Genomic DNA, 24,602 nt, shown 5'->3' with positions numbered 1-24,602 from the left:
CGGGGAGGCGGCCCGCCGCCGGGGCCCCGGGACGGCCCGGGCGCGCCGCGGCGGTCCGGCGGGTGGGCGGCGCGCCACCGCCTAGGCTTAGCACCATGAGTACGTTGCGACGCCCCGACGGCCCGGTCGGCCTGCCGCGATGGGACCGGTGCGCGGTCATGGGCGTGGTGAACGTCACGCCCGATTCGTTCTCCGACGGCGGCCAGTGGTTCGACACCGAGCTGGCCGTCAAGCACGGTCTGGATCTGATCGCCGCGGGCGCCGACCTGATCGACGTCGGCGGCGAGTCCACCCGGCCCGGCGCCTCCCGGGTGGACGAGGCCGAGGAGCTGCGCCGGGTGGTCCCGGTGGTGCGTGAACTGGCCGCCGCCGGTGCCGTGGTGAGCGTGGACACCATGCGCGCCTCGGTCGCCGAGCAGGCGGTGACGGCTGGTGCGGCGCTGGTCAACGACGTCAGCGGCGGACGCGCGGACCCGGCGATGGTGCCGGTGGTGGCCGCGGCCGGGGTGCCGTTCGTGGTGATGCACTGGCGCGGCCAGTCGATCGACATGGTCAGGCGGGCGGTCTACCGGGACGTGGTCGCCGAGGTGGTCGCCGAGCTGCGGGAGAGCCTGGACCGGGCGGTGGACGGCGGCATCGCCCCGGAGGCGATCGTGGTGGACCCGGGGCTGGGGTTCGCCAAGGACGCCGAGCACGACCTGGCCCTCGTCGCCCATCTGGCCGAGCTGCGGGCGCTGGACCGCCCGGTGCTGGTCGCCGCTTCCCGGAAGCGGTTCCTGGGCCGGGTGCTCGCCGGGCCGGGGGGCAGCCCGCCGCCCGCCCGGGAGCGGGACGCGGCCACCGCGGCGGTCACCGCCCTGGCGGCCCGGGAAGGGGCCTGGGCGGTGCGGGTGCACGAGGTACGGGCCAGCGCGGACGCGGTGCGCGTCGTGCGGGCCGTCGAGGGAGCGGTGTGACTCCGCCGACCGACGCCGAGCAGGTGGAGCTGGCGAACACCGCCCTGTACGAGGCGCTGGAGCGGGGCGACCAGGAGGCCCTGGAACGCCTCTGGCTGGACGGCGACATCAGCTGCGTGCACCCCGGCTGGCCGGTGCTGCGCGGACGCGGCGAGGTGCTCCGCTCGTACGCCCTGATTATGGCGAACACCGACTACATCCAGTTCTTCCTGACGGACGTCGAGGTGGCGGTGGCGGGCGACACCGCGCTGGTGACCTGCACCGAGAACATCCTCAGCGGCGCGCCGGCCGAGGAGGAGGGGCAGCTGGGGCCGCTCATCGGCCAGCTGGTGGTGGCCACCAACGTGTTCCGCCGGACCCCGGCCGGCTGGCGGCTGTGGTCCCACCACGGCTCCCCGGTCCTGGCCGAGGAGGACGCCGAGGAGCCGACCGAACCCGGCGGCGACTGAGCCGGGTGGCGGCCGGGCCGGCGGTGGCCCCGGCCGGGTGACGGCTGGGCGGGCGGTGACCCCGGCCGATGCAGGCTGGGCCGGGTGGTGGCCGTGACGGGCTCGCCCGGGGGCCCGTCCGGGCCCGTCCACGTGCCCGCACCCCTGTCCCTCCGGTCCCGTTCCGTCCCGGGTCCCGTCCCGTCGGTGTCGTGGTCCCGTCGGTGCCGTGGTCCCGTCGGTGTCGCGGTCCGTTGCGGGACCGTTCCCGGGACCGTCGCGGAGCCGTCGCCCGGCCGCCACGGCGGTGTCAGCACAATGGGGGCCGTCCACTCGTTCGAGTCGCGGGCGGGACGGGTAAGGAGTGAGGCACGGGACCCGGGGCAGGCTCTCCCGGGAGAGCTGCCGTCCGGTGTGATGCGCCCGCTCCGGGCCCGTACGCGGGTGCTCCGGACACTCGCAGGTAGATTCGAACCGGGGTCACCCCCGCCCCGCACCGGGGAACGGGTGCCGCCGCCCCACCGGTGCGCACACCGCCGCACCGACGAACAGCAGGAGTGATTCAGGTGGATCGAGTCGCGCTGCGTGGCCTCAGAGCCCGCGGTTACCACGGGGTTTTCCCGCATGAGCGCGCGGAGGGACAGACCTTCGTGGTCGACCTGGTGCTCGGCCTGGACTCCCGCCCGGCGGCGGCCGGTGACGACCTGACGAAGACCGTGCACTACGGCGTGGTGGCCGAGGAGGTCGTGGCCGTGGTGGAGGGCGAGCCGGTCGACCTGATCGAGACGCTGGCCGAGCGCATCGCCGAGCAATGCCTGAAGCACGAAGCGGTGCGCGAGGTGGAGGTCGTGGTTCACAAGCCGGACGCCCCGATCACCGTGCCCTTCGACGACGTGTCCATCACCATCACCCGGAGCCGCGTATGAGCAGCAGTGACCCGACCGTGCAGCCCGTCCCCGCCTCCGTGGTGGAGCAGGTGGACGCGGCCGACATGACCCTGAGCAACCCCAAGCGGGCCGTGATCGCGCTCGGCAGCAACCTGGGCAACCGGCTGGAGACCCTGCAGGGCGCCGTGGACGCGCTGGAGGACACGCCCGGGGTGCGGGTGAAGGCGGTCTCCCCGGTGTACGAGACGGAGCCGTGGGGCGTGGAACCGGGCAGCCAGCCGTCGTACTTCAACGCGGTGGTGCTGGTGAAGACGACGCTGCCGCCGTCATCCCTGCTGGAGCGCGGCCACGCCATCGAGGAGGCGTTCTACCGGGTGCGCGACGAGCGCTGGGGGCCGCGCACCCTGGACGTGGACATCGTGGCGTACCAGGACGTGCTGCTGGACGACCCGGAGCTGACCCTGCCGCACCCGCGCGCCCACGAGCGCGCCTTCGTGCTGGTGCCGTGGCACGACGTGGACCCGGAGGCGGAGGTGCCGGGCCGGGGCCCGGTGGCCGGGCTGCTGGCGGAGACCGACCGTGCCGGGGTCACCCCGCGTACGGATCTGGAACTGCGACTGCCCGAGTAGGCGTTTCCCCGATGGCCCGCCGCCCCGGTAGTTTCTGGGGCAGCTGGGACGTACGTCGGACGTGCGGCGGATGCCGGCGGGCGCGGGACGTCCGTCGCGGCCGTACGACAGGAACGCTGAACGTGAGGGGCGACCGCTCGGTGAGCCAACTTCGGATCGGGGTGCTGGTCGGGCTGTTCGCCGCGGCCGGCGTGGTGTCGTGGGCCGGCGCCCGGCTGTGGGACTCGATGGGCACGCTGCCGACCGTGCCGCTGGCGGCCCCCATCGTCCTGGGGGTGATCGCCGCGGTGCTGGCCGCCACCGCGTTCTCGCTGCGGGCCCGGCTCCGCGCCCAGCGGGAGCGCCGGCCGGGCGCGAAGGGCGTCGATCCGCTGCTGGCCGCCCGTGCGGTGGTGTTCGGCCACGCCAGCGCGCTGGTGTCGGCGCTGATCGCCGGTGTCTACGGCGGCGTGGGCCTCTTCCTCGTCATGCACCAGCTGGACGTGCCGGCCCGCCGTGACCAGGCGATCTACGCGGGCGCCTCGGTGGTCGCGGCGGTGGGCGTGATCGCCGCGGCGTTCTTCCTGGAGCGGGTCTGCCGGCTGCCGGAGGACGACGACAAGGAGCCGGGCGGCGTCACCGCCTGACCGGGCCGGCCGGACCCGGTACCCCCTCCGGCCGGAACCCGGCCGAGGCGCCCGGCCGGACCCGGTCCGCCGTCCGGCGTGGCCCGGCAGGCCCCGGGCCTGACCGGCCCGGTGCGGTCCGTCCGACCGGTCGGTGGCGGGCCCGGCCCGTCGCCGACCGGCTCGGGCCGTCCGCCGCCCGCGCCCGCCGCCCGGCATGGTCCTCCGCCGTCCGGCATGGTCCGATGCCCGGCATGGTCCGGCGCGGCCCGGGACGGCCCGTCCGCCGCCCGCCGTGCGGGGCGTCCCGGCCGGCCCGGGCCGGTATCCGGGCCCCGGCGGCGGGTCAGCTGCCGGCGATGGTCTCCAGGGACACGTCCGAACGGGCGATGTCCCGCGCGTCGGCGTCGATCGAGCGGCGCAGCGCCTGGTGCAGCCGGGCCGGGGTGAGGACGCCCAGGAAGCGGTCGTCGTCGAGGACCGCGATCCAGCCCGCGTCGTACTGGAGCATGGTGGCGAACGCCTGCTTCAGGGGCGCGCCGACCGGCAGCCACGCCTCCATCCGGCGCGCCCGGTCCCGTACCGTGCCGCCGCCGGTGCCCCGGCCGGCCGGCCCGCCGTCCGTGCCCCCGCCCGTCCCTGCGGCCCTCGGCCGGCCGGCCCGCCGTCCGTGCCCCCGCCCGCCCCGGAGCCCGTGCCCGTCGCCCTGCCGCCCGTGGCGCCGGCCGCCGCGTCGGCGGGAGATCCAGCCGTGCAGCCGGTCGGCGTCGTCCAGCACGACCGCCCACCGGGCGCCCTCGGCGGCGAGCCGCGCGACGGCCTCGGGCAGCGGGTCGTCCAGGTGGACGACCGGTGGCTGTTCCAGGTCGGCGGGTTCGATGGGGGTGACCGAGAGCCGCTTCAGCCCCCGGTCGGCGCCGACGAAGTCGGCCACGTACGGGGTGGCCGGCGCGCCCAGCACGGTGGCCGGGGTGTCGAACTGCTCGATCCGCCCGGAGCCGTAGACCGCGATGCGGTCGCCCAGCCGCACCGCCTCCTCGATGTCGTGGGTGACGAAGAGCACCGTCTTGCGGACCTGGGACTGGAGTCGCAGGAACTCCGTCTGGAGGTGTTCGCGGACCACCGGGTCCACCGCGCCGAACGGCTCGTCCATCAGCAGGACCGGCGGGTCGGCGGCGAGCGCCCGGGCCACCCCGACCCGCTGCCGCTGCCCGCCGGAGAGCTGGTCGGGGTACCGGTCGCCGTACACCGACGGGTCCAGCCCCACCAGGTCCAGCAGTTCGGCGGCGCGCGCCCGCGCCCGCTTCCGCTGCCAGCCCAGCAGGTGCGGGACGGTGGCGGTGTTCTCCAGCACGGTGCGGTGCGGGAAGAGTCCCACCTGCTGGATGACGTAGCCGATGCGGCGGCGCAGCTTCACCGGATCGGCCTCGGCGATGTCCTGGCCGTCCAGCAGGATCCGGCCACCGGTGGGCTCGATCAGCCGGTTGACCATCTTCATCGTGGTCGTCTTGCCGCACCCGGACGGTCCGACGAGCGTGACCAGTTCTCCTTCGGCCACCTCGAAGGACAGGTCGTCCACCGCGGTCGTGCCATCGGCGTAACGCTTGGTGACATGCTCGAAACGGATCATGGCTCCCCATTGTGGCCGCATTCCCGGCAGACATTGTTGCTGTTGTGTGGCGGTCGGACGAGATTGGCGGCACCCGGCGATAGGGTCAACGGGAATTGACGGGGAGGTGGGTGTGGCGCAGGGGAACTGTCTCATCGCCAACGAGTGGATCTGCGGCGAATACGTACGGACCCGCGGCGAGGAGCTGACCGACGCGACCGTCCAGCATGTGGGCATTACGCTCGCGTCGGTCGGGATCGGCCTCCTGGTGGCCTTTCCGCTGGCGCTGCTCGCCCGTCACCTGCGGTTTCTCGCCGGTCCCTTGCTGAGTCTGACGACCATTCTCTACACCGTTCCGTCACTGGCGATGTTCTCGCTGCTGCTGCCGGTATTCGGACTCTCCGTTTCGGTGGTGATCACCGGTCTGGTGCTGTATTCGCTGACCATCCTGGTGCGGAACATCCTGGCCGGCCTGGCGGCGGTGCCCGAGGAGGCGCGGGAGGCCGCCCGCGGTATGGGATACGGTCCGGTCCGGATGCTCTTCGGGGTGGAACTCCCGCTCGCGCTCCCGGCGCTGATGGCCGGTCTGCGGATCACCACCGTCTCCACCATCTCGCTCACCACGGTCGGCGCGATCATCGGGTACGGCGGTCTGGGCAACCTCATCTACGAGGGAATGCACAGCTTCTTCAAGGCGCAGGTGCTCACCGCGTCGGTGCTGTGCGTGGTGCTCGCCGTCACCGCCGATCTGCTGCTGCTGGGCGTCCAGCGGCTGCTGACCCCGTGGGCCCGGAAGCGGAAGGTGGCCTGATGGGTGTCGTCGGGGAGACGTGGACCTGGCTGTCCACCGGCTCGCACTGGTCCGGCGAGGCGGGCGTGTGGAACCGGCTCGGTGAGCACCTGACGCTGACGTTCGTGTCGCTGGGCATCGCCTGCGCCCTGGCGCTGCCGCTCGCGGTGTTCCTGGGCCATCTGGGCAAGGGCGGCACGCTGGCGATCAACATCTCCAACGCGGGCCGGGCGGTGCCCACCTTCGCGGTGCTGGTGCTCCTCCTGCTCAGCCCGCTGGGCCGGCACGGCGACCTGCCGACCGTGCTCGCCCTGGTGCTCTTCGCGCTGCCACCGCTGCTCACCAACGCCTATGTGGGCATGCGGGAGGCGGACCGGGAGGTGGTGGAGGCCGCCCGGGGTATGGGCATGACGGGTGGCCAGCTGATCGCCCGGGTGGAACTGCCGCTCGCCCTCCCGATGCTGATGACCGGGGTGCGGACGGCGGCGGTGCAGGTCGTGGCGACCGCGACGCTCGCGGCGCTGCCCGGCGGCGGCGGGCTGGGCCGGATCATCACGGCCGGCTACCGGCTGACCGACACGCCGCAGGTGGTGGCCGGAGCGTTCCTGGTGGCGGTGCTGGCGCTGCTGGTGGAACTGGTGTTCGTGGTGGTGCAGTGGCTGCTGGACCCGATGCGGCGGCGGACCGGGCGTGCCCCGGCCCCGCCGCGCGCCACCGACCGTGGGACGAGGGAGAAGGAGACGGTATGAGCAGGACCGCGCGGAAGAGCCGGACCGTCCGGGCCGCGATCGCCGCGGCCGGGGCCGCCGCACTGGTGGCCGGGCTGGCGGCGTGCGGCGGCGACAGCCTGGAGGAGTCCGGGGACGGGGGCGGCGGCACCTCCGGGGGCGGCGGCAAGGGGAAACTGGTGGTCGGCTCCGCGACGTTCACCGAGTCCCGCATCCTCGCCGAGCTGTACGCACGGGTGCTCGCCGACGCCGGGTACACCACCTCGGTCCGCACGGTGGACACCCGCGAGCTGTACGCCCCGGCCCTGGAGAAGGGGCAGGTGGACGTGGTGCCGGAGTACGCGGCCACCCTCGCGGAGTACCTCAACCACAAGGCGAACGGGGCGGGCGCCGAGCCGGTCGCCTCCCCCGACATCGACACCACGATGAAGGCGCTCACCCGGCTCGCCGAGGCGCGCGGTCTGAAAGCGCTGGAGCCCGGCCGGGCGGTGGACCAGAACGCGTTCGCGGTGCGCAAGGACTTCGCCGAGGAGCACCACCTCAAGACGCTCTCGGACCTCGGGAAATCCGGTCAGAAGGTCACCCTGGCGGCGGGTGACGAATGCCCGGAGCGGCCGTTCTGCCAGCCGGGCCTGGAGAAGACGTACGGCATCGACATCGACGGAATCGACCCGATGGACGTCGGGAGCGTGCAGGCCAAGCAGGCGGTCATGGACGGCAAGGACGAAATGCTGCTGACCGTCACCACCGATGCCACGCTGGACCAGTTCGGACTGGTACTGCTGGAGGACGACAAGAACCTCCAGAACGCGGACAACGTGCTGCCGGTGGTGAATGCGGACTCCGCCGGTGACAAGGAGATAGCGGACGCGCTGAACAAGATCACCAAGGTGCTGACGACGGAGGATCTCACCGAACTCAACAAGAAGGTGGACGCGGAGCGGCTGAAGCCCGGCGATGTCGCGGCGGACTACCTGAAGGAGAAGGGGCTGCTCACCGGCTGAGTCGGTGGGGATGGCCGGGCGGGCCGATCCGGCATCGGCCAATCCGGCCCCGTCCGCCGGGCCAACCGGTCCGATCGTCGGGTAAACCGGTGGGATCGTCGGGTAAACGGGTCTGCTCGTCGGGTAAACCGGCCGGAAAATGTGGAAGAGGGGAAGAGTTTGCCCGGGGACGCTCCCAAGCGCCCCGTACGCACGGTAAGTTTCAGGCCATGCCACGTGGACGCCACCGTCAATCCGCACCCCTGCACAAACTGCTTCCTCCGCTGTCGGTCGCAGCCGCGTCCATGGTCTGCGCCGCCGCCGCACTCGTGGTCGGCGAGACCGCCGTGATCCGTGGACTCGCGGTGGCCGCGAGTGCCGCGGCGGTGGTCGGCGCGGTCATGATGCGCGGCTGGGACCGCAGTGCGGGCAGACGCGTCGCCGAGCTGACCAAGGCCCGGACCCGCGAGGAGTGGCGTACCGAGGAACGCATCGCGGAACTGGAGTCGGAGGCCGAGGAGGCCCGCGAGATCCGCGACGCGCTCACCACCAAGCTGCGGTCCAAGCGGGCCGAGCTGGCCCGGCTCCGCAACGAGCACGCCGAACTGCTGCGCCGGTACGCCACCGCCGAGACCGAGCGGGCCCGGGCGCTGGAGGCCGGCCGCCGGCTGGCCCGGGACACCACGGCCCCGGCGACCGGCACGGTGGCGGTCGGGTCGGCCGCGGCGGCCGGTCCGGCGGTGGCCGGTGCCGGCACGCCGGCCGGTGCCGGGACGGCCGCTTCCGGGAGCGCGCCGGTGGCAGCCCCGGCGGCCGGGGTGCCGGCCGTACGGCCCGACGACGAGCTGTACCACCGCGCCGTGCTCGCCCTGCGCCGCCTGGCGGGCGTGCCGGAGGCGACGGACGCGGCGGGTGCGGCGGATGCCGGGGCCGCGGTGGAGGCGGCGCCGGCGGGTGCCGCGGCCGGGGCCGGGGCAGCGCCGTCGGCGGGTGCCGGGGCCGGGCCGGACGCCGGGTCCACCGCGGGTGCCGCGCCGGTGACCGATGAGGCCCCTGCGGCGGGTGAGGTTTCCGAGACGGGTGCCGCGTCCCCCGCGGGTGGCGCGCCCGCGACGGGTACGGGCACGCCGGCCGCGACCGGTCCGGGGTCCACCCGGGCGCGGGCCGGCGCTGCGCAGGCCACCGGGGCGCGGTCCACGGGCCCGCAGGCCGGCGGGGCGCGGACCGTCTCCGGCGAGGCGGGCGCGGCGGCCGCCGCGCTGCGGGCGGGCGCCTCGGAGGCGCGTGCCGCACGCCAGGCGTCCTCCCCGGCCGGTGCCGCGGGTGGCGCCTCGTCGGGCGGCGCGGCGACGGGACCGGAGAAGGCCGCCGGACAGGCGGGTGCCGCGGTGCCGGGTGCCGCGGCGGCGGGCGGGCGGTCCGGTGCGCCGGACGGTGCCCGGCCGGCCCCGGCGAACGGCAACAGCGTCGCCTCGGCCGTCATCCCCTACGCCGCCGCGCGCCGGGCCGCCGCCCGGGCGGAGGGCACCTTCGACTTCTTCGGCACCCAGAAGCGGCCCCGGCCGGCCACCCGGCAGCCGGTGGACGCGGCCGGGGCGGACCTCGCCGACGTGGTCGGCGAGGAGGCGCTCGCGGAGCGGGAGAAGGAGCGCGAGGAGCCGGGGACCGGCGAGGTCATCGACCTCACCGCGCACGACGAGACCGAGCAGATCGACGTGGCGCAGCTGCGCAGCGCGATCTCCTGACACCGGCCGCGGACCGGCCGTACCAGCCCTCGGGGGGCGGGTACGGCCGGTCTCGCGTTTCCGGGCCGGCCGGTCGTCGCCTGCCGGTCGTTGCCTGCCGGTGGTCGAGGGCCGGCTGTTACGTCCCGGCTCTTGCGCCCCGGCCGTTACGTCCCGGCTCTTGCGTCCCGGCCGTTACGTCCCGGCCGTCACTTGTCGATGTCGCCGACGACGAAGAACATCGAGCCCAGGACCGCGACCATGTCGGGCACCAGCGTGCCGGGCAGCATCTCGGAGAGCGCCTGGATGTTGTTGTACGAGGCCGAGCGGAGCTTGAGCCGGTACGGCGTCTTCTCCCCCTTGGAGACCAGGTAGTAGCCGTTCAGGCCCAGCGGGTTCTCGGTCCAGACGTAGGTGTGCCCCTCGGGCGCCTTGAGCACCTTCGGCAGCCGCTGGTTGATCGGGCCGGGCGGCAGCTCGGCGAGCCGGTCCAGGCACGCCTCGGCCAGCTCCAGGGAGTTGTGCGTCTGGTCGAGCAGGCACTCGAAGCGGGCCAGGCAGTCGCCCTCCTCGCGGACGGCCACCCGCAGCACGTCGCCCAGCTCCCCGTACGCCAGGTACGGCTCGTCGCGGCGCAGGTCGAAGTCGACGCCGGAGGCCCGGGCGATGGGCCCGCTCACCCCGTAGGCGTGCACGGTTTCCGCGGGCAGGACGCCGACGTCCCGGGAGCGGGCCCGGAAGATCTCGTTGCCCAGCACCAGCCGGTCGTACACGTCCATCCGGGAGCGGGTCGCGGCCACGGCGGCGCGGGCCCGCCCCAGCCAGCCCGCGGGCAGGTCCTCCTTCAGGCCGCCCACCCGGTTGAACATGTAGTGCATCCGGCCGCCGGAGACCTCCTCCATCACGTGCTGGAGGTCCTCCCGCTCGCGGAAGGCGTGGAAGATCGGGGTGATCCCGCCCAGCTCCAGCGGGTACGAGCCGAGGAACATCAGGTGGTTGAGGACCCGGTTCAGCTCGGCGAGCAGGGTGCGGGTCCACACCGCCCGCTCGGGCACCTCCATGCCGAGCATCCGCTCCACGGCCAGCACCACGCCCAGCTCGTTGGAGAAGGCCGACAGCCAGTCGTGGCGGTTGGCCAGCACGATGATCTGCCGGTAGTCGCGGGCCTCGAACAGCTTCTCCGCGCCGCGGTGCATGTAGCCGATCACCGGCTCCGCGTGCTGGATGCGCTCCCCGTCGAGGACCAGGCGGAGGCGGAGCACACCGTGGGTGGAGGGGTGCTGCGGCCCGATGTTCAGCACCATGTCGGTGCTCTCCGCCGCGCCGCCGATGCCGACTGTCGTCTCCGTCATGGGACCAGTCTGTCAGGAGCGTCCGGCGGCCCCGGCGGGGACCGGAAGCGGGGCGGTCACCGCGGTCGGCACCGCGCCCGGGGGCGCCCCGTGGCGCCGCCGGTGTCCGGACGCCGGCCCGTCCGCCGTCCCGTCCGGTGGCATGTCCGCCGGCTTGTGTGGTGGCCCGTCCGCCGGCCTGTGTGGTGGTTCGTCCCGGGCCCCGGACGGTGATCCGCGGGTGGCCCGGTGGCGGGCCTCACCGGGGAGCCGCGTCGTCGCGGAAGACCCGTGGCCCGCCCGGCCCGGCGGCCGGACGGTCGCCGGGGAGGACACCCGGCGGGTCCGCGGAGGGGGCATCGGGGAGGACGTCCCGGGCCCGGAGGCCGACGGGTTGCAGCAGCCAGCCGAACGCTCCCAGCCCCGCCGGATCGGTCAGCTCCGCCACCTCACCGGCCGCGGCCAGCGCACGCACGTATCCCGCCGGGTCGGTGGAGGCCAGGGCCACCGGCCGCCGCGCAGGCGTCGAGTGCCACATGGGCGGTGATGTCGCACCCGCCGTCCGGCACCGGACGCACCTCGCGGCCCTCCCGGTAGCCGGTCAGGGTGCCGAACGGCGGGCGGGTGTCCCGGGTGTGCGCGTAGTCCACCGCGACGGCGAGCCCGGCCCGCAGGCACCGCACGGCCGCAGCCCAGGCCAGGTCGCGCGGGCGGCCGATCTCGGCCCGGGCCCCCGGCTCCCCCGCGACGGGCCACCAGCGCTCCAGCCACCGGGCGTCCGGGCCCGCCACGGGGGTGCCGAGCCGCTCGGCGCCGTCCGCCGCGACGAGGACCTGGCGCGGCACCCCGTCCGGATCCGTCTCGGCGACCTCGACCGGGACGTTGTCCAGCCACTCGTTGGCGAAGAGCAGGCCCCGCACACCGGTCGGCGGGGTGCCGGTCCAGGTGATGCGCGGGTCCAGCCCGTCCGGCCGCGCCGCGCGCTCCACCGCGTACGGCCGCAGCCGCTCCCGGAGCGGGGGCACCGGCCCGGTCCCGCCCGCGTCCCCCACACCGGTGATGGCCGGGGTGGCGGCATCGCCCGTACCGGTGGCGCCCCGGCCGGTGCCGGTGGAGTCCCGGCCGGCGCCGGGCGGGCGCCCGGTGGCGGTGGCGTCCGGACCGTGGGCGGCGGTCTCCCGTCCCGTACCGCCGGGTGGCGCCGCGCGGTCCAGTACCGCCAGTACCCCGGTCAGCAGCTCCCCCCGGCCGGCCCCGATGTCCACCAGGGCCAGTTCTCCGGGGTGGCCCAGGGCCGCGTCCACCCGCCGGAGGAGTTCCGCGACGGCCTCCGCGTAACGCGGCGACGCATGCACCGACGTGCGGAAATGCCCGGCCGGCCCCTCCGGGCGCCGGAAGAAGCCGTCCGGCCCGTAGAGGGCCGCCTCGGTGGCCGCGCGCCAGCCGCGCCACCCTGGGGTCTCGCTCACCATCCCCCCACGCTATGCCGAGGCCGCCTCCACCTTCCGGAGTAGGGCCGGCCGACAGGGATCGGCCATCCGGTTGACCCCCGCGACCGGCGGCCCTGCCTACGCTGGGTTACGTGCAGCGTCTCTACGACTTCCTCCGCCGGCACCCCACCTGGGTGGACAGCTTCTGGGCTCTCCTCCTGCTGGGGCTCGGCGTCGTGTGGGTCGTGGAGTCCGACCTGGGCCGGGACGCGGGCGTCGCCGCGATCCCGATCCTGCTGGGGCTCGCCGCGGTCGTGGCGCTGCGCCGCAGGTGGCCGGAGAAGATGCTGCTGCTGGTGATCGCCTGCGGGATCGCCCAGCTCATCTGGGACGTGGAGATCAACCCGGCCGACTTCGCCATGCTGGTGATCATCTACACCTGTGCCGCGGACGGCGCCCGGTGGGCCTCCCGGGTGGGACTGGCCGGCGGACTGTGCGCCGCGTCCATCGCCGCGCTGCGCTGGCCCGGCGTGGGGATGACCAGCTGGGAACACTTCATCAGCACGGTGTTCGGCACCATCCCGTTCGTCCTCGCCTGGGTGCTCGGCGACTCCATACGGACCCGGCGGGCCTACTACGCCCAGCTGGAGGAGCGCGCCGCACGGTTGGAGAAGGAGCGCGAGGAGCGGGCGAAGATGGCGGTCACCGCCGAGCGCGCCCGGATCGCCCGGGAGCTGCACGACGTGGTGGCGCACAACGTGTCCGTGATGGTGGTGCAGGCGGACGGCGCGGCCTATGTGCTGGACGCCGCCCCGGACCAGGCGAAGCAGGCCCTGGAGACCATCTCCAGCACCGGCCGCCAGGCGCTCGCCGAGATGCGCCGGCTGCTGGGCGTGCTGCGCACCGGGGAGCCGTCCGGCGACAGCGACTACGTGCCGCAGCCGGACGTCGAGCAGATCGACGACCTGGTCGAGCAGGTGCGCGGAGCCGGACTGCCGGTGGACTTCAAGATCGAGGGCAGCCCGCGCCCGCTGCCCAGCGGGGTGGAGCTGACCGCCTACCGCATCGTGCAGGAGGCGCTGACCAACACCCGCAAGCACGGCGGCCCGGACGTGGGCGCCAGTGTCCGGATCACCTACTTCGACGACGGGCTGGGCCTGCTGGTGGAGGACGACGGGCGCGGGGCCAAGCGGGAGATGTACGAGGACGGCGGCGCGGACGGTCAGGGCCACGGGCTGATCGGGATGCGCGAACGGGTCGGCATGGTGGGCGGCACGCTCGACGCCGGGCCGCGGCCGGGCGGCGGCTTCCGGATCAGCGCGCTGCTGCCGCTCAAACCGGGCCGGTGACCGGACGGCCGGCCGGGGGGTGTCCGGGCGGCCCGCAGGGGCGGTGTCCGGGCCGGTTGCCGGGCGGCGCATCCTCATCAGGCACCGGGCCCCGGCCACCGGAGCCCCGGCCACCGGCGGCCCGGGCCCCCGGTCACCACCGGACCCCGGGCACCGGGCCGTCAGGCGCCGGACCCGGACGGGGGCCCGGCCCCCGGGACCACCACCGACCAACGGCTCGCGGGAGCGGGCGAAAGGAAAGGGTCACCACATGTCGATCCGCGTGATGCTCGTCGACGACCAGGTACTGCTCCGTACCGGGTTCCGGATGGTGCTGGCCGCCCAGCCGGACATGGAGGTCGTCGCCGAGGCCGGGGACGGCATGGAGGCCCTGGAGGTGCTGGCCGGCACCGAGGTGGACGTCATCCTGATGGACGTGCGGATGCCCCGGCTCGACGGGGTGGAGGCGACCCGGCGCATCTGTGCCCGCGAGGGCGCGCCCAAGGTGCTCATCCTCACCACCTTCGACCTCGACGAGTACGCGTTCTCCGCGCTCAAGGCGGGGGCGGGCGGGTTCATGCTCAAGGACGTCCCGCCCGGCGAACTGCTGGCGGCCATCCGCGCGGTGCACAGCGGTGACGCGGTGGTCGCGCCCAGCACCACCCGCCGGCTGCTCGACCGGTTCGCGCCGATGCTGCCCGGCGCGGACGGGGCGGGCGGCGTGTCCGGGGCCCGGGCCTCGGCACAGCTGGAGCGGCTCACCGGCCGGGAGCGGGAGGTGATGCTGCTGGTCGCGCAGGGCCTGTCCAACGGCGAGATCGCGGCCCGCCTGGTGCTCTCCGAGGCGACGGTGAAGACGCACGTCGGGCGCATCCTGACCAAGCTGGGGCTGCGCGACCGGGTGCAGGTGGTGGTGCTGGCGTACGAGACGGGGCTGGTGCGGGCCGGCGGCGTCGGCGGCTGAGCGGGCCGGTACCCAACCCGTACGGCCCGGGAGGTGCCCGTACCCGTACGGCCCGGGCCGTGCCCGTATGCGGGGGCGGGCCGGGCCGGCCTTCTCCGGGCGGTGCGGCGTCCCGGCCCGACGCTGAGGACCCCGCCGGGCCACCCCGCCGGGCCACCCCGCCGGCGTAGGGGCCATGCGGTGGGCGTCACGGGCACCCCCCGGCGTACGGGGCGCCCCTGCCCGTACACCCCTGGACGTACGGGCACCCCGGGGCGTACGGCACCCCTGGGCGTACGGCACCCCCGGGGCGTACGGGCACGCCCCTACGGACCCGGGCGTACGGGCAACCCTCGGCGGCCCCCGGCCCCCCGGCAGACACCGGCCCCCGGCAGGGCCGGTGCGGTCCGCGCTAGCGCAGCACGCCCTCCAGGAAATCGCTGCCCAGCCGGGCCACCGTGGTCAGGTCCAGCCGGTGCAGGACGTAGCGGCCCCGGCGCTCGGTGGTGATCAGCCCGGCCTTCTTCAGCACCGCCACGTGCCGGGACACCTCCGGGGCGGTGATGCCGTACTCCGTGGCCAGCTCACCGGTGGTGAACTCGGCGCGCCCCACGCTGCGGCAGATCCGCATCCGGATCGGATGGGCCAGCGCCTCCATCCGCAGCCGCAGGATCTCCAGCGACGCCGGGCCGGGCAGCTCCGGCGCGGCGAGCGGGTAGTGGATCACCGGTCGCCACCCCGGCGCGTGCAGCACCCGCAGGTGCGGCCAGCCGTAGGCGGACGGGACCAGGGTGAGGCCGGCGCCCACCGCCGGGTCCACCGCCGTGGTGCGCCCGCTGCTCAGCTTGTCGATGTGGATACGGGCCGGGGTGCCGAGCGCCGGGTCGTCCTCCAGGGTGAGCGCGGGGGAGACCTCGGCCAGCGCGGCGCGGAGCCCCTTGTGGCGCAGCACCTCGGCCTTGTGCCGGGCGTCGGCCGCCAGCTGCCCGCCCAGCCGCTGCCACAGGTCGGCGAAGAACGCCTCGTCGCAGTCCTCCAGCAGGCGGCGTATCCAGGCCCGTACGCCCGGCGGGTCGGCCAGCAGCCGGCGGGCGAACGCCAGCTGCCGGGGGCCGCGGGCGGTGGCCCGTTCCAGGGCCAGCTCCCGGGACGTGGCGTCCACCAGCGGCGACGGGCCGCCCAGGCTGTACTGGCTGGAGCAGGAGATCTCCAGCGCGGCGTTGACGTACCGCTCGTCGTCGAGCCGGTCGAGCAGGTCCAGGTCCGCGGCGAGGGTGGCGCCGGGGCGGCCCTCGGAGTACGGGAGCGCGGCGAACGGCATCGAGATGTCGGAGAAGGTCGGGCCCCACAGGAAGTCCGCCTCGTGCAGCCGGTCGGCGAGGTCCTGCTTGAGCGAGGCGGCGGTCGCGGTGGTCCAGCCGTGCAGGCCGGGGTGGTGACCGGGCTGGGCCAGCGCATGGAGTGCGGTGCACAGCTCGGCCAGCGGTGAGGGGCTGATCACGATGCGCTCCATCGGCAGCCCGGCGATCTCGATGACGGTGGCCATGACACCCATGGTGCCCGCCCGCGGCCCGGACGCCTCCCTCGTTTGACCAGTACCGTCAAACGAGGTGGCGGGCGCCGGACGGGCCCCGCACGGTGGGCACATGTCGATCGTTCAGCACCACATGCTCGATGCCTACCGTGCCGCCCAGCGCGGCGAAGCCGCCCCGCCGCCGCCCGGCACCGTAGACCCGCACCCGATCCGCACCTACCGCGAATGGCGGCGGTTCCGGTCGCTGATCGCGCAGCTCACCCCTCCGGCGGACGGGGACGACCCGCGCGGCGGCGGGGTACGGCCCCACCGGCCGGCCCCGGCCGACGGCCGCACCCCCGGCCGGAGCCGCGGCGCCCCGACCCGCGGCTGAGGACCGCCGGCCGGGCCCGGGCGCCCCGAGGGGACAGTGCCCGCCGGCCGGCGGCCTGCGCCGGGCCGCCGACCGTGGGGCCGGCCGGAGCGGCCGGGTCGGCCGGGTCGGCCTCCGGGGGGTCGCAGGGTGCCCACCGTCGGCGGGCGCCCGTCGGAGCCCGTCGGCGCGAGGCCCGGCCGCCCACCCGCCGGCGCGCGGCCACCGGACCCCCGCAGAGAACCACCATCGCGGCTCGGCCCCGGCCCTTCGCTGTTCACCGGGGCGGGCCGGCCGCGCACGTGGTGGTTCGCGCCGCCCGTGGTGCTCACCCTCGCGGCCGTGCTGCGGCTGACGGTCCTGGCCCCCGGGTCCTGACGGCCGCCACCGGGGCCGGGGTGCGACCGCATTCCCGGTGAGGTGCACCGTCGATACGACGGGTGCGCCGCGGCACCGGGAGCCCGGTCCTCCGGGACGTCGCGGTGGGGGCGACCGCATCGATCCCACCCCCTGGCCCCCCAGGGCCCGGAGGGCCCCGCCCGGCCCCCTCGCCAAGGGGGCGGAACGGTGGAGTCCGGATCTTGGCCGGCCCGCTGCCGCGCGACCGCCCTCGCGTAGCATGGCGGGGGAATCGTCCGGTACCCACCGCGGACTGGAACGGAAGGCTCCCGCCCCGTGAACGCACTCGACTCCCCCCCCACCGCACCCCCCAGGATTCCCCCGCCCCGCACCGGACGGAGGCCCAGGACCGTCCCGCGCGGCTGACCGTCGGCGTGGTCGGCGCGGGACGGGTCGGTCCGGCGCTCGCCGCCTCGCTGCGGCTGGCCGGGCACCGGCCGGTCGCGGTCTCCGGTGTCTCCGACGCCTCCCGCCGCCGGGCCGCGGCGCTGCTGCCGGAGGTACCCCTGGTCACCCCCTCCGAGGTGCTCGGCCGGGCCGACCTGGTGCTGCTCACCGTCCCCGACGACACCCTGCCCGGGCTGGTCGCCGGGCTGGCGGAGACCGGGGCGGTCCGCCCCGGCCAGCTGCTGGTGCACACCTCCGGCCGGTACGGGGCCGGGGTGCTCGACCCCGCGCGGCGCGCCGGGGCGCTGCCGCTCGCGCTGCACCCGGCGATGACCTTCACCGGCACGCCGGTGGACGTGCAGCGGCTGGCCGGCTGCTCGTTCGGGGTCACCGCCCCCGAGGAGCTGCGGCTGGCCGCCGAGGCGCTGGTGATCGAGATGGGTGGCGAGCCGGAGTGGATCGCCGAGGAGGCCCGCCCGCTCTACCACGCGGCGCTGGCGCTGGGCGCGAACCACCTGGTCACGCTGGTCGCGCAGGCCATGGAGCTGCTCCGTACCGCCGGGGTCGCCGCCCCGGACCGGATGCTCGGCCCGCTGCTCGGTGCGGCCCTGGACAACTCGCTGCGCAGCGGTGACGCCGCGCTCACCGGGCCGGTCGCCCGGGGCGACGCCGGGACGGTGGCCGCGCACATCGCCGAGCTGCGGACGCACGCGCCGCAGAGCGTCGCCGGGTACCTGGCCATGGCCCGGGCGACCGCGGACCGCGCGCTGGCGCACGGTCTGCTCAAGCCGGAACTCGCCGAAGACCTGCTGGGCGTCCTCGCCGACGGGGCGGCCGACTCAGGAGTGGGAGGGGCCGAATGAGCCCGAAGCTGTGGAAGGCCGCCCGCCCGGGCGAACCGGACGTCGAGCTGTGCGCGGACCGCGCGGAGTTCGACCGGACGCTGGCCCGCTTCGCGGTGCCCGGGCACACCGCGGTGGTGATGACGATGGGCGCGCTGCACAGCGGCCACGCCTCGCTGATCCGCACCGCCCGGGAACGGGTGGGGGCCAAGGGGCTGGTCACGGTCACCGTCTTCGTCAACCCGCTGCAGTTCGGCGCCGGCGAGGACCTGGACCGCTACCCGCGCACCCTCGACGCCGACCTGCGGCTGGCCGCCGAGGCCGGCGCGGACATCGTCTTCGCGCCCCGGGTGGAGGACGTCTACCCCGGTGGGGAGCCGCAGGTGCGGGTCTCGGCCGGTCCGATGGGTGAGCGGTACGAGGGTGCCTTCCGCCCCGGACACTTCGACGGGGTGCTCACCGTCGTCGCCAAACTGCTCCACCTCACCCGTCCCGACGTGGCCTTCTTCGGGGAGAAGGACGCCCAGCAGCTGGCGGTCATCCGCCGCATGGTGCGCGACCTGAACTTCCCGGTGGAGATCGTCGGGGTGCCCACCGTGCGGGAGGGCGACGGCCTGGCCCTGTCCAGCCGCAACCGCTACCTCTCCGGCCCCGAGCGGGCCACCGCGCTCAGCCTCTCCCGCGCCCTGTTCGCCGGGCGGGACGCCGGGCTGCTGGCGGCCGGCCCGGCCGGCGAGCGGGCGGTGCCCGGGGACGCGGACCGGGTGGCCTCGCCGGCCGCGGTGCGCCGTGCGGCGCGCGCCGCGCTGGAGGAGGCCACCGACGCCGAACCGCCGCTGGTGCCGGACTACGTGGCGCTGGTCGACCCGGCGGACTTCACCGAGGTGCCCGACGACTTCACCGGCGAGGCGGTCCTCGCGGTGGCCGCCCGGGTCGGCACCACCCGGCTGATCGACAACATCCGGCTGGTCTTCGGCCCCCGTCCCGCCACCACCCGTCCGGAGTCGGCCGGCCACCCGGCCGACGGTGCCGCGGACGCGGTACGCCCCGGCACGGGTCACGCGCAGGCCGCACGCCCCGACGCCGGCCCCGCGCCCGCCGGGCACCCCGCCGACCGGGCCGCCGCCGCGCCGGCCCCGGACCCCGCTGTCCCCGACCCCGTTGCCCCCCGACCCCGCCGTCGCCGACCCCGCCCGGAGCACCCCACGACCTGTACCCCGGGCGCCACCGCCGCGATACGCCCCCGCCCTCCGCGCCCCCGGCCCCCCGGCTGGTCGGTCACCGCCGACGTGGTGGTCGTCGGGTCCGGCGTCGCCGGGCTCACCGCCGCGCTGCGCTGCGCCGCCGCCGGCGCCAAGGTCACCGTGGTGACCAAGGCCCGGCTCGACGACGGCTCCACCCGCTGGGCGCAGGGCGGGATAGCCGCCGCGCTCGGCGACGGCGACACCCCCGCCCAGCACCTGGCGGACACCCTGGTGGCGGGCGCCGGCGTGTGCGACGAGGCCGCGGTGCGGGCCCTGGTCACCGAGGGGCCGGACGCGGTGCGGCGGCTGATCGCCACCGGCGCCCGGTTCGACACCGACGACGACAGCGGCGAGATCCTGCTGACCCGCGAGGGCGGCCACCACCGGCGCCGGATCGCGCACGCCGGCGGCGACGCGACCGGGGCCGAGATCTCCCGCGCGCTGGTCGAGGCGGTGCGCCGGGCCGGCATCGAGACCGTGGAGAACGCCCTCGTCCTGGACCTGCTCAAGGACGCCCGGGGCCACGCCGCCGGGGTCACCCTGCACGTCATGGGCGAGGGGCAGCACGACGGGGTGGGGGCGGTGCGCGCCTCTGCCGTGGTGCTGGCCACCGGCGGGATGGGCCAGGTCTTCTCCGCCACCACCAACCCGCCGGTCTCCACCGGCGACGGCGTGGCCCTGGCCCTGCGGGCCGGCGCCGAGGTCAGCGACCTGGAGTTCGTCCAGTTCCACCCCACCGTGCTCTGGCTCGGCCCGGAGGCCGAGGGCCAGCAGCCGCTGGTCTCCGAGGCGGTGCGCGGCGAGGGCGCGTACCTGGTGGACGCCGACGGGGTGCGCTTCATGCTCGGACAGCACGAGCTGGCCGAGCTGGCGCCCCGCGACATCGTCGCCAAGGCCATCACACGGCGCATGCTGGAGCAGGGCGCCGAGCACATGTACCTGGACGCCCGGCACTTCGGCGCCGAGATGTGGGAGCACCGCTTCCCCACCATCCTCGCCGCCTGCCGGGCGCACGGCATCGACCCGGTCACCGAGCCCGTCCCGGTCGCCCCGGCCGCGCACTACGCCAGCGGCGGGGTCCGTACCGACCTGCACGGACGCACCACGGTGCCGGGGCTGTACGCGTGCGGCGAGGTGGCCTGCACCGGCGTGCACGGCGCCAACCGGCTCGCCTCCAACTCGCTGCTGGAGGGCCTGGTCTTCGCCGAACGGATCGCCGACGACATCACCGCCCGCCGGCCGTGGGACACCCCCGCGCCGGCCGCCGCCGTGCCCGGCTCCCCGGCGCCGGCCGCCGCCGTGCCCGGCTCCCCGGCACCGGCCGCCGGGGAGCCGCTGCTCGCCTCCGAGACCCGCTGCACCATCCAGCGGATCATGACCGCCGGCGCCGGGGTGATCCGCTCCGCGCGGAGCCTGGACGAGGCCGCGGCGCGGCTGGAGGCCGTGCACCGGGACGCGGTGGAGGAACTGCACCGGGACGGCAAGACCGCCGAGCCCGGGGTGGAGACCTGGGAGGCCACCAACCTGCTCCTGGTGGCCCGGGTGCTGGTGGCCGCCGCCCGCCGGCGCGAGGAGACCCGCGGGTGCCACTGGCGCGAGGACCGTCCGGAACGGGACGATGCCACCTGGGCCCGGCACCTGCTGGTCACCCTGCGCCAGGACGGCACGCTCGACGTCGGCACCACCGGCACGGCGGCCTTCCCGGGCACCACCGCCTGACCCCGGCCCTACGGAGACCCGACCCCTACGGAGACCCCCGACGGAGAACCCCGACCCCCGCGGAGCCCCCCGCCACCCGGCGGGTACCCGGGACCCGGCACCGGACCACCCGTCCGGGACCCGGCCCCGGACCCGGACAGGGACCGGCCCGGCACCCGCCGCCGCCGGGACCGCGCCCGGCCCGACCGCCCCGACCGGACCCCGCAGATCCACCGGACCCACCCGTTCGGCAGTTCCATCAGATCCACCAGATCCACCCACAGCCCCACCCGTACACCCGTACCGTTCCGCATGACCGACAGATCCGAGACGGAGTCGCACCCGTGAGCACCACCCCCGACCGCGAACAGCCAGTGGCCCTCCCGCTGCTGCAGATCGGCGTCCCCGGCGGGGGCGGCGGCTGCGGCGACGCCTGCGGCTGCGGCGCGGACGACGCAGACAGCACCGAGGCGTTCGGCCTCGACCCGATGGAGTGCGGCCTCGACCCGGACCTGGCCCAGCTCCTCGCCGACGCCGGCCTGGACCCGGTGCAGGTGGAGGACATCGCGCACATGGCCATCGAGGAGGACCTCGACCAGGGCGTGGACGTGACCACCGTCGCCACCGTCCCGGAGGACGCCTTCGCCACCGGTGACTTCACCGCCCGGGAGGCCGGCACGGTCGCCGGCCTGCGGATCGCCGAGGCCATCCTCTCCGTCGTCTGCACCGACGAGTTCGAGGTGGAGCGGCACGTGGAGGACGGCGACCGGGTGGTGCCGGGGCAGAAGCTGCTGTCGGTGCACACCCGCACCCGCGACCTGCTGACCGGGGAGCGCAGCGCCCTCAACCTGCTGTGCCGGCTCTCCGGCATCGCCACCGCCACCCGCGCCTGGGCGGACGCCCTGCAGGGCACCCGGGCGAAGGTCCGCGACACCCGGAAGACCACGCCGGGGCTGCGCGCGCTGGAGAAGTACGCGGTGCGCTGCGGCGGCGGCGTCAACCACCGGATGTCGCTGTCGGACGCGGCACTGGTCAAGGACAACCACGTGATCGCCGCGGGCGGCGTGGCCGAGGCGTTCAAGGCGGTCCGCGAGGAGTTCCCCGACCTGGCCATCGAGGTCGAGGTGGACACCCTGGAGCAGATCCCGCCGGTGCTCGCCGCGGGTGCCGACCTGATCCTGCTGGACAACTTCACCCCCGAGCAGACCCGGGAGGCGGTGGAACTCGTCGCCGGCCGCGCCATCCTGGAATCCTCCGGCCGGCTGACCCTGGCCAACGCCCGCGCCTACGCGGAGACCGGCGTGGACTTCCTCGCGGTCGGGGCGCTCACCCACTCCTCGCCGATCCTCGACATCGGCCTGGACCTGCGCGACGCCCCGCGCGGGTCGCGGACCGCGGACGGACCGGCGGACGGATCGGGGGACCTGGGCTGATGCTGCTCACCATCGACGTGGGCAACACCCACACCACGCTCGGCCTCTTCGACGGGGACGAGATCGTCGAGCACTGGCGGATCTCCACCGACTCCCGCCGCACCGCCGATGAGCTGGCCGTGCTCCTCCAGGGCCTGATGGGCATGCACCCGCTGCTCGGCGACGAGCTGGGCGACGGCATCGACGGCATCGCGATCTGCTCCACGGTCCCGTCGGTCCTCCACGAGCTGCGCGAGGTGACCCGCCGCTACTACGGCGACGTGCCGTCGGTGCTGGTGGAGCCGGGCGTGAAGACCGGCGTGCCGATCCTGATGGACAACCCCAAGGAGGTCGGGGCCGACCGGATCATCAACGCGCTGGCCGCCATCGAGCTGTACGAGGGGCCGGCCGTGGTGGTGGACTTCGGCACCGCGACCACCTTCGACGCGGTGAGCGCGCGCGGCGAGTACGTCGGCGGGGTGATCGCCCCGGGCATCGAGATCTCGGTGGAGGCCCTGGGCGTCCGCGGCGCCCAGCTCCGCAAGATCGAACTGGCCCGGCCGCGCAGCGTCATCGGCAAGAACACCGTGGAGGCCATGCAGTCCGGCATCCTGTACGGCTTCGCCGGCCAGGTGGACGGCGTGGTGCGCCGGATGGCCCGCGAGCTCGCCTCCGACCCGGACGACGTGACGGTCATCGCGACCGGCGGCCTGGCGCCCATGGTGCTCGGCGAGTCCTCGGTGATCGACGAGCACGAGCCCTGGCTGACGCTGATCGGCCTGCGCCTGGTCTACGAGCGGAACGTCTCCCGCCTCTGACCGTGGGGCGGCCCGCCCCACGGGTCGCCCCGGCCGGGCCCTGAATGCGGCCGCCCCTGGCCGGGTCGTCCCGACCGGGCCCCGCGGCGCGGTGCCTCCCCGGTCGGGGTACCCCGACCGGCCCAGGGTTCCGGCAGCACCCCGGCCCCTACGGGCTCGGGGTCCCGGGGCACCTCCTGCGGGCGGGCCCGCGGTCCCGCTACCGGGCTCGGGGTACCCCGACCGGCCCAGGGTTCCGGGGCGCCCCGGAGCGGGCCCCGGCCCGGTCGGCGTACGGCACATCCCCGGCCCTCCGCCGGGCGGCACCAGGGCCGATCCCTTGCGGTCCTCCGCCGTGCGGTATCGCGCGCCCCCGGTCCGCCCCGAAAGGGCACCGCAATCCCCGCTCCGCCGCGGACGGCACCGTACTCCCCGGTTCGCTCCCGCCGGGGCCATGACGCCGTTCCGCCGGCGCGGGGCACCTCCGCCGCCCCTGGCCCGCCCGGGCGGCACCGTGGCAGTTCTCGGACCAGCCGTCGCGACGCCAGTCCGCCGGGCGGAACGAGGGCAGGTCCCCGGTCCGCCGCCGGGCGGCACCGCCGGCGCGGGGCACCGCCGCCGCAACACCCGGTCCGCCGCCACGCGGCCCCGCCGTCACGGGCCGGCACGGGGTCCCGAACCCGCCGCCGGGCGACAGGGTGATCTGCCACGCCGCACGTTAAGTGCTAAGCGAATTTTGTCCGCTTAGCACTTAAAGTCGGCCCATGCCCACGCCACATGGATCCCGCGGCGGAATGGCGTTCAGCGCGGACGAGCTGCGTGTGCTCCGCCGCGCCCTCGCCATCGCCCTCCAGCCCACCATCGTCCCCGCTCGGCCCGGCCCGGAACGGGCCGCGGAGGTCCGGGACTGCCTGCGTCTCGCCGAAGCCGTGGACGCGGCGGTTCACGAGGGCGGGCGGATGCGCGCCTTCCTCTTCGAGGAGCTGGTCCGCTACCGCGAAGCCCTGCCCGGGGCCGCCCTCGGCTACCTCGACCGGCTGCAGGACGCCCTCGCCGGGGGATACCTGCCGCGCCCCGAGGACCTCGCGGCGCTCCGCCGCCTCTCCGCCGCGCCGGTCGGCGCCGACGAGGCGGCCCGCCGCCGGGCGCTGCTGGTCCGGTGCGAGCGGCTGGCGGAACAGCACGTACGGGCCCGGCTGGCGCGCCGTACCGGGGACTCCGGCGGCGTCCGGGCGTGGCCGCTGCCCTGGTCCCGGCCCGCCGCCCGGACGGCCGGCCGCCGGCTGCGGGCGCTGCCCGGCGGGCTGGCCGACCGTTCCGAGGGGCCCGGCGGCCACCCGGCCCGGTGCGCCACCGGGGAGCCGGACGCCCCGCAGCAGGCCCCCAAGCCGCAGCCGCGCAAGAAGCCGGCGGCGGCGCCCGGCCGGGGGCAGCCCGACCGGGAGACGCCGAACCGGGGCCGGCCGGTGCCGACCCCGGCGGAGGTCTTCCCGCCCAAGCGCCGTCCGGCCCCGCCCGCGCAGAGCCACCTGGTGTACGCGGCGGCACGTACCGCCTGACGCGCCA

General features: G+C 75.8%; 22 protein-coding genes and 1 pseudogene. 18 read left to right on the top strand and 5 right to left on the bottom strand.

The annotated features are described in order from the left end of the window. Nucleotides 1-95 precede the first annotated feature (95 nt). The 5 genes from folP (at nucleotide 96) to IHE55_RS13280 (ending at nucleotide 3,526) form a co-directional block, all read left to right on the top strand. Nucleotides 96-956 (top strand): dihydropteroate synthase, encoded by an 861-nt coding sequence (folP, locus tag IHE55_RS13300; RefSeq protein ID WP_197989226.1) that lies wholly within the window; start codon nucleotides 96-98, stop codon nucleotides 954-956. Then, nucleotides 953-1,405 (top strand): nuclear transport factor 2 family protein, encoded by a 453-nt coding sequence (locus IHE55_RS13295; RefSeq protein ID WP_197989225.1) that lies wholly within the window; start codon nucleotides 953-955, stop codon nucleotides 1,403-1,405. Before folP ends, IHE55_RS13295 begins: the two co-directional genes overlap by 4 nt. A gap of 545 nt (nucleotides 1,406-1,950) precedes the next feature. Beyond that, on the top strand, nucleotides 1,951-2,310 hold the full coding sequence (gene folB / locus IHE55_RS13290; protein ID WP_307826641.1) for a dihydroneopterin aldolase: 360 nt from the start codon (nucleotides 1,951-1,953) through the stop codon (nucleotides 2,308-2,310). Continuing rightward, nucleotides 2,307-2,900, top strand: a complete 594-nt coding sequence (folK, locus tag IHE55_RS13285; protein ID WP_197989223.1) for a 2-amino-4-hydroxy-6-hydroxymethyldihydropteridine diphosphokinase — start codon at nucleotides 2,307-2,309, stop codon at nucleotides 2,898-2,900. Before folB ends, folK begins: the two co-directional genes overlap by 4 nt. Nucleotides 2,901-3,040: 140 nt before the next feature. Next, nucleotides 3,041-3,526, top strand: coding sequence for a DUF3180 domain-containing protein (locus IHE55_RS13280; protein ID WP_197989222.1), 486 nt, complete (start codon nucleotides 3,041-3,043; stop codon nucleotides 3,524-3,526). Between the two features lie 325 nt (nucleotides 3,527-3,851). Here IHE55_RS13280 and IHE55_RS13275 read toward each other — a convergent pair whose 3' ends face one another. After that, nucleotides 3,852-5,135 carry a betaine/proline/choline family ABC transporter ATP-binding protein gene (locus IHE55_RS13275; RefSeq protein WP_197989221.1) on the bottom strand — a complete coding sequence of 428 codons (1,284 nt, stop codon included), beginning with the start codon at nucleotides 5,133-5,135 and terminating at the stop codon, nucleotides 3,852-3,854. A 112-nt stretch (nucleotides 5,136-5,247) separates the two neighbouring features. Between IHE55_RS13275 and IHE55_RS13270 the strand changes: the two genes are divergently transcribed. From IHE55_RS13270 to IHE55_RS13255, 4 genes are all read left to right on the top strand, one after another. Continuing rightward, nucleotides 5,248-5,925 carry an ABC transporter permease gene (locus tag IHE55_RS13270; RefSeq protein ID WP_197989220.1) on the top strand — a complete coding sequence of 226 codons (678 nt, stop codon included), beginning with the start codon at nucleotides 5,248-5,250 and terminating at the stop codon, nucleotides 5,923-5,925. Beyond that, nucleotides 5,925-6,653, top strand: a complete 729-nt coding sequence (locus IHE55_RS13265; RefSeq protein WP_197989219.1) for an ABC transporter permease — start codon at nucleotides 5,925-5,927, stop codon at nucleotides 6,651-6,653. Before IHE55_RS13270 ends, IHE55_RS13265 begins: the two co-directional genes overlap by 1 nt. Beyond that, complete coding sequence (locus IHE55_RS13260; RefSeq protein WP_197989218.1) at nucleotides 6,650-7,636, top strand: ABC transporter substrate-binding protein; 987 nt, start codon at nucleotides 6,650-6,652, stop codon at nucleotides 7,634-7,636. Before IHE55_RS13265 ends, IHE55_RS13260 begins: the two co-directional genes overlap by 4 nt. Nucleotides 7,637-7,845: 209 nt before the next feature. After that, the gene (locus IHE55_RS13255; RefSeq protein WP_232265549.1) at nucleotides 7,846-9,360 is read left to right on the top strand and encodes a hypothetical protein; all 1,515 of its coding nucleotides are present in this window, start codon (nucleotides 7,846-7,848) and stop codon (nucleotides 9,358-9,360) included. A 188-nt stretch (nucleotides 9,361-9,548) separates the two neighbouring features. Here the strand turns inward: IHE55_RS13255 and IHE55_RS13250 are convergent, their stop codons facing one another. The 3 genes from IHE55_RS13250 to IHE55_RS13245 form a co-directional block, all read right to left on the bottom strand. Further along, nucleotides 9,549-10,691: an NADH-quinone oxidoreductase subunit D gene (locus IHE55_RS13250; RefSeq protein ID WP_197989217.1), complete on the bottom strand. Its 1,143-nt coding sequence runs from the start codon at nucleotides 10,689-10,691 to the stop codon at nucleotides 9,549-9,551. A 238-nt stretch (nucleotides 10,692-10,929) separates the two neighbouring features. Then, entirely contained in the window at nucleotides 10,930-11,145 is a 216-nt protein-coding gene (locus IHE55_RS31210) for a hypothetical protein (RefSeq protein WP_232265548.1), read from the bottom strand. Then, on the bottom strand, nucleotides 11,120-12,142 hold the full coding sequence (locus tag IHE55_RS13245; protein WP_232265547.1) for an SAM-dependent methyltransferase: 1,023 nt from the start codon (nucleotides 12,140-12,142) through the stop codon (nucleotides 11,120-11,122). Before IHE55_RS13245 ends, IHE55_RS31210 begins: the two co-directional genes overlap by 26 nt. A 110-nt stretch (nucleotides 12,143-12,252) precedes the next feature. Here IHE55_RS13245 and IHE55_RS13240 point away from each other — a divergent pair, with 110 nt between their 5' ends. Continuing rightward, the gene (locus IHE55_RS13240) at nucleotides 12,253-13,449 is read left to right on the top strand and encodes a sensor histidine kinase (protein WP_197989216.1); all 1,197 of its coding nucleotides are present in this window, start codon (nucleotides 12,253-12,255) and stop codon (nucleotides 13,447-13,449) included. 250 nt (nucleotides 13,450-13,699) lie between these two features. Beyond that, nucleotides 13,700-14,392 carry a response regulator gene (locus tag IHE55_RS13235; RefSeq protein WP_197989215.1) on the top strand — a complete coding sequence of 231 codons (693 nt, stop codon included), beginning with the start codon at nucleotides 13,700-13,702 and terminating at the stop codon, nucleotides 14,390-14,392. Between the two features lie 391 nt (nucleotides 14,393-14,783). Here the strand turns inward: IHE55_RS13235 and IHE55_RS13230 are convergent, their stop codons facing one another. Next, nucleotides 14,784-15,917 carry a DUF5937 family protein gene (locus IHE55_RS13230; RefSeq protein WP_197989214.1) on the bottom strand — a complete coding sequence of 378 codons (1,134 nt, stop codon included), beginning with the start codon at nucleotides 15,915-15,917 and terminating at the stop codon, nucleotides 14,784-14,786. Nucleotides 15,918-16,017: 100 nt separating this feature from the next. On the opposite strand from IHE55_RS13230, the gene IHE55_RS13225 reads away from it, so the two are divergent. The 7 genes and pseudogenes from IHE55_RS13225 to IHE55_RS13200 all read left to right on the top strand — a co-directional run bounded on the left by IHE55_RS13225 (nucleotide 16,018) and on the right by IHE55_RS13200 (nucleotide 24,595). Further along, nucleotides 16,018-16,278, top strand: a complete 261-nt coding sequence (locus IHE55_RS13225; protein ID WP_197989213.1) for a hypothetical protein — start codon at nucleotides 16,018-16,020, stop codon at nucleotides 16,276-16,278. A 752-nt stretch (nucleotides 16,279-17,030) separates the two neighbouring features. Further along, the gene (locus IHE55_RS13220; protein WP_372442667.1) at nucleotides 17,031-17,906 is read left to right on the top strand and encodes a Rossmann-like and DUF2520 domain-containing protein; all 876 of its coding nucleotides are present in this window, start codon (nucleotides 17,031-17,033) and stop codon (nucleotides 17,904-17,906) included. Then, a pseudogene (gene panC / locus IHE55_RS33105) lies at nucleotides 17,903-18,838 on the top strand (pantoate--beta-alanine ligase); the annotation flags it as partial. The gene IHE55_RS13220 and the pseudogene panC, both read left to right, overlap by 4 nt. A 282-nt stretch (nucleotides 18,839-19,120) precedes the next feature. After that, on the top strand, nucleotides 19,121-20,848 hold the full coding sequence (locus IHE55_RS33100; protein ID WP_372442758.1) for an L-aspartate oxidase: 1,728 nt from the start codon (nucleotides 19,121-19,123) through the stop codon (nucleotides 20,846-20,848). Between the two features lie 323 nt (nucleotides 20,849-21,171). Beyond that, entirely contained in the window at nucleotides 21,172-22,260 is a 1,089-nt protein-coding gene (gene nadC, locus IHE55_RS13210) for a carboxylating nicotinate-nucleotide diphosphorylase (RefSeq protein WP_197989211.1), read from the top strand. Further along, entirely contained in the window at nucleotides 22,260-23,057 is a 798-nt protein-coding gene (locus tag IHE55_RS13205) for a type III pantothenate kinase (RefSeq protein WP_197989210.1), read from the top strand. The genes nadC and IHE55_RS13205 overlap by 1 nt, the downstream gene beginning before the upstream one ends. Before the next feature lie 773 nt (nucleotides 23,058-23,830). Then, on the top strand, nucleotides 23,831-24,595 hold the full coding sequence (locus tag IHE55_RS13200; RefSeq protein ID WP_232265546.1) for a hypothetical protein: 765 nt from the start codon (nucleotides 23,831-23,833) through the stop codon (nucleotides 24,593-24,595). The last annotated feature ends 7 nt before the right edge of the window (nucleotides 24,596-24,602 follow it).

This window comes from Streptomyces pactum, from assembly GCF_016031615.1.
GTDB lineage: Bacteria > Actinomycetota > Actinomycetes > Streptomycetales > Streptomycetaceae > Streptomyces > Streptomyces pactus.
This window is presented reverse-complemented; position numbering and strand designations above follow the sequence as displayed.

Coding starts and splice junctions, on each gene's coding strand:
- IHE55_RS13265 (WP_197989219.1), top strand. CDS start 5,925: ATGGGTGTCGTCGGGGAGACGTGGACCTGGCTGTCCACCGGCTCGCAC.
- IHE55_RS13250 (WP_197989217.1), bottom strand. CDS start 10,691: ATGACGGAGACGACAGTCGGCATCGGCGGCGCGGCGGAGAGCACCGAC.
- IHE55_RS13235 (WP_197989215.1), top strand. CDS start 13,700: ATGTCGATCCGCGTGATGCTCGTCGACGACCAGGTACTGCTCCGTACC.
- IHE55_RS13275 (WP_197989221.1), bottom strand. CDS start 5,135: ATGATCCGTTTCGAGCATGTCACCAAGCGTTACGCCGATGGCACGACC.
- IHE55_RS13205 (WP_197989210.1), top strand. CDS start 22,260: ATGCTGCTCACCATCGACGTGGGCAACACCCACACCACGCTCGGCCTC.
- IHE55_RS13230 (WP_197989214.1), bottom strand. CDS start 15,917: ATGGCCACCGTCATCGAGATCGCCGGGCTGCCGATGGAGCGCATCGTG.
- IHE55_RS13255 (WP_232265549.1), top strand. CDS start 7,846: ATGCCACGTGGACGCCACCGTCAATCCGCACCCCTGCACAAACTGCTT.
- folK (WP_197989223.1), top strand. CDS start 2,307: ATGAGCAGCAGTGACCCGACCGTGCAGCCCGTCCCCGCCTCCGTGGTG.
- IHE55_RS13225 (WP_197989213.1), top strand. CDS start 16,018: ATGTCGATCGTTCAGCACCACATGCTCGATGCCTACCGTGCCGCCCAG.
- IHE55_RS13245 (WP_232265547.1), bottom strand. CDS start 12,142: ATGGTGAGCGAGACCCCAGGGTGGCGCGGCTGGCGCGCGGCCACCGAG.
- folP (WP_197989226.1), top strand. CDS start 96: ATGAGTACGTTGCGACGCCCCGACGGCCCGGTCGGCCTGCCGCGATGG.
- IHE55_RS13260 (WP_197989218.1), top strand. CDS start 6,650: ATGAGCAGGACCGCGCGGAAGAGCCGGACCGTCCGGGCCGCGATCGCC.
- IHE55_RS13200 (WP_232265546.1), top strand. CDS start 23,831: ATGGCGTTCAGCGCGGACGAGCTGCGTGTGCTCCGCCGCGCCCTCGCC.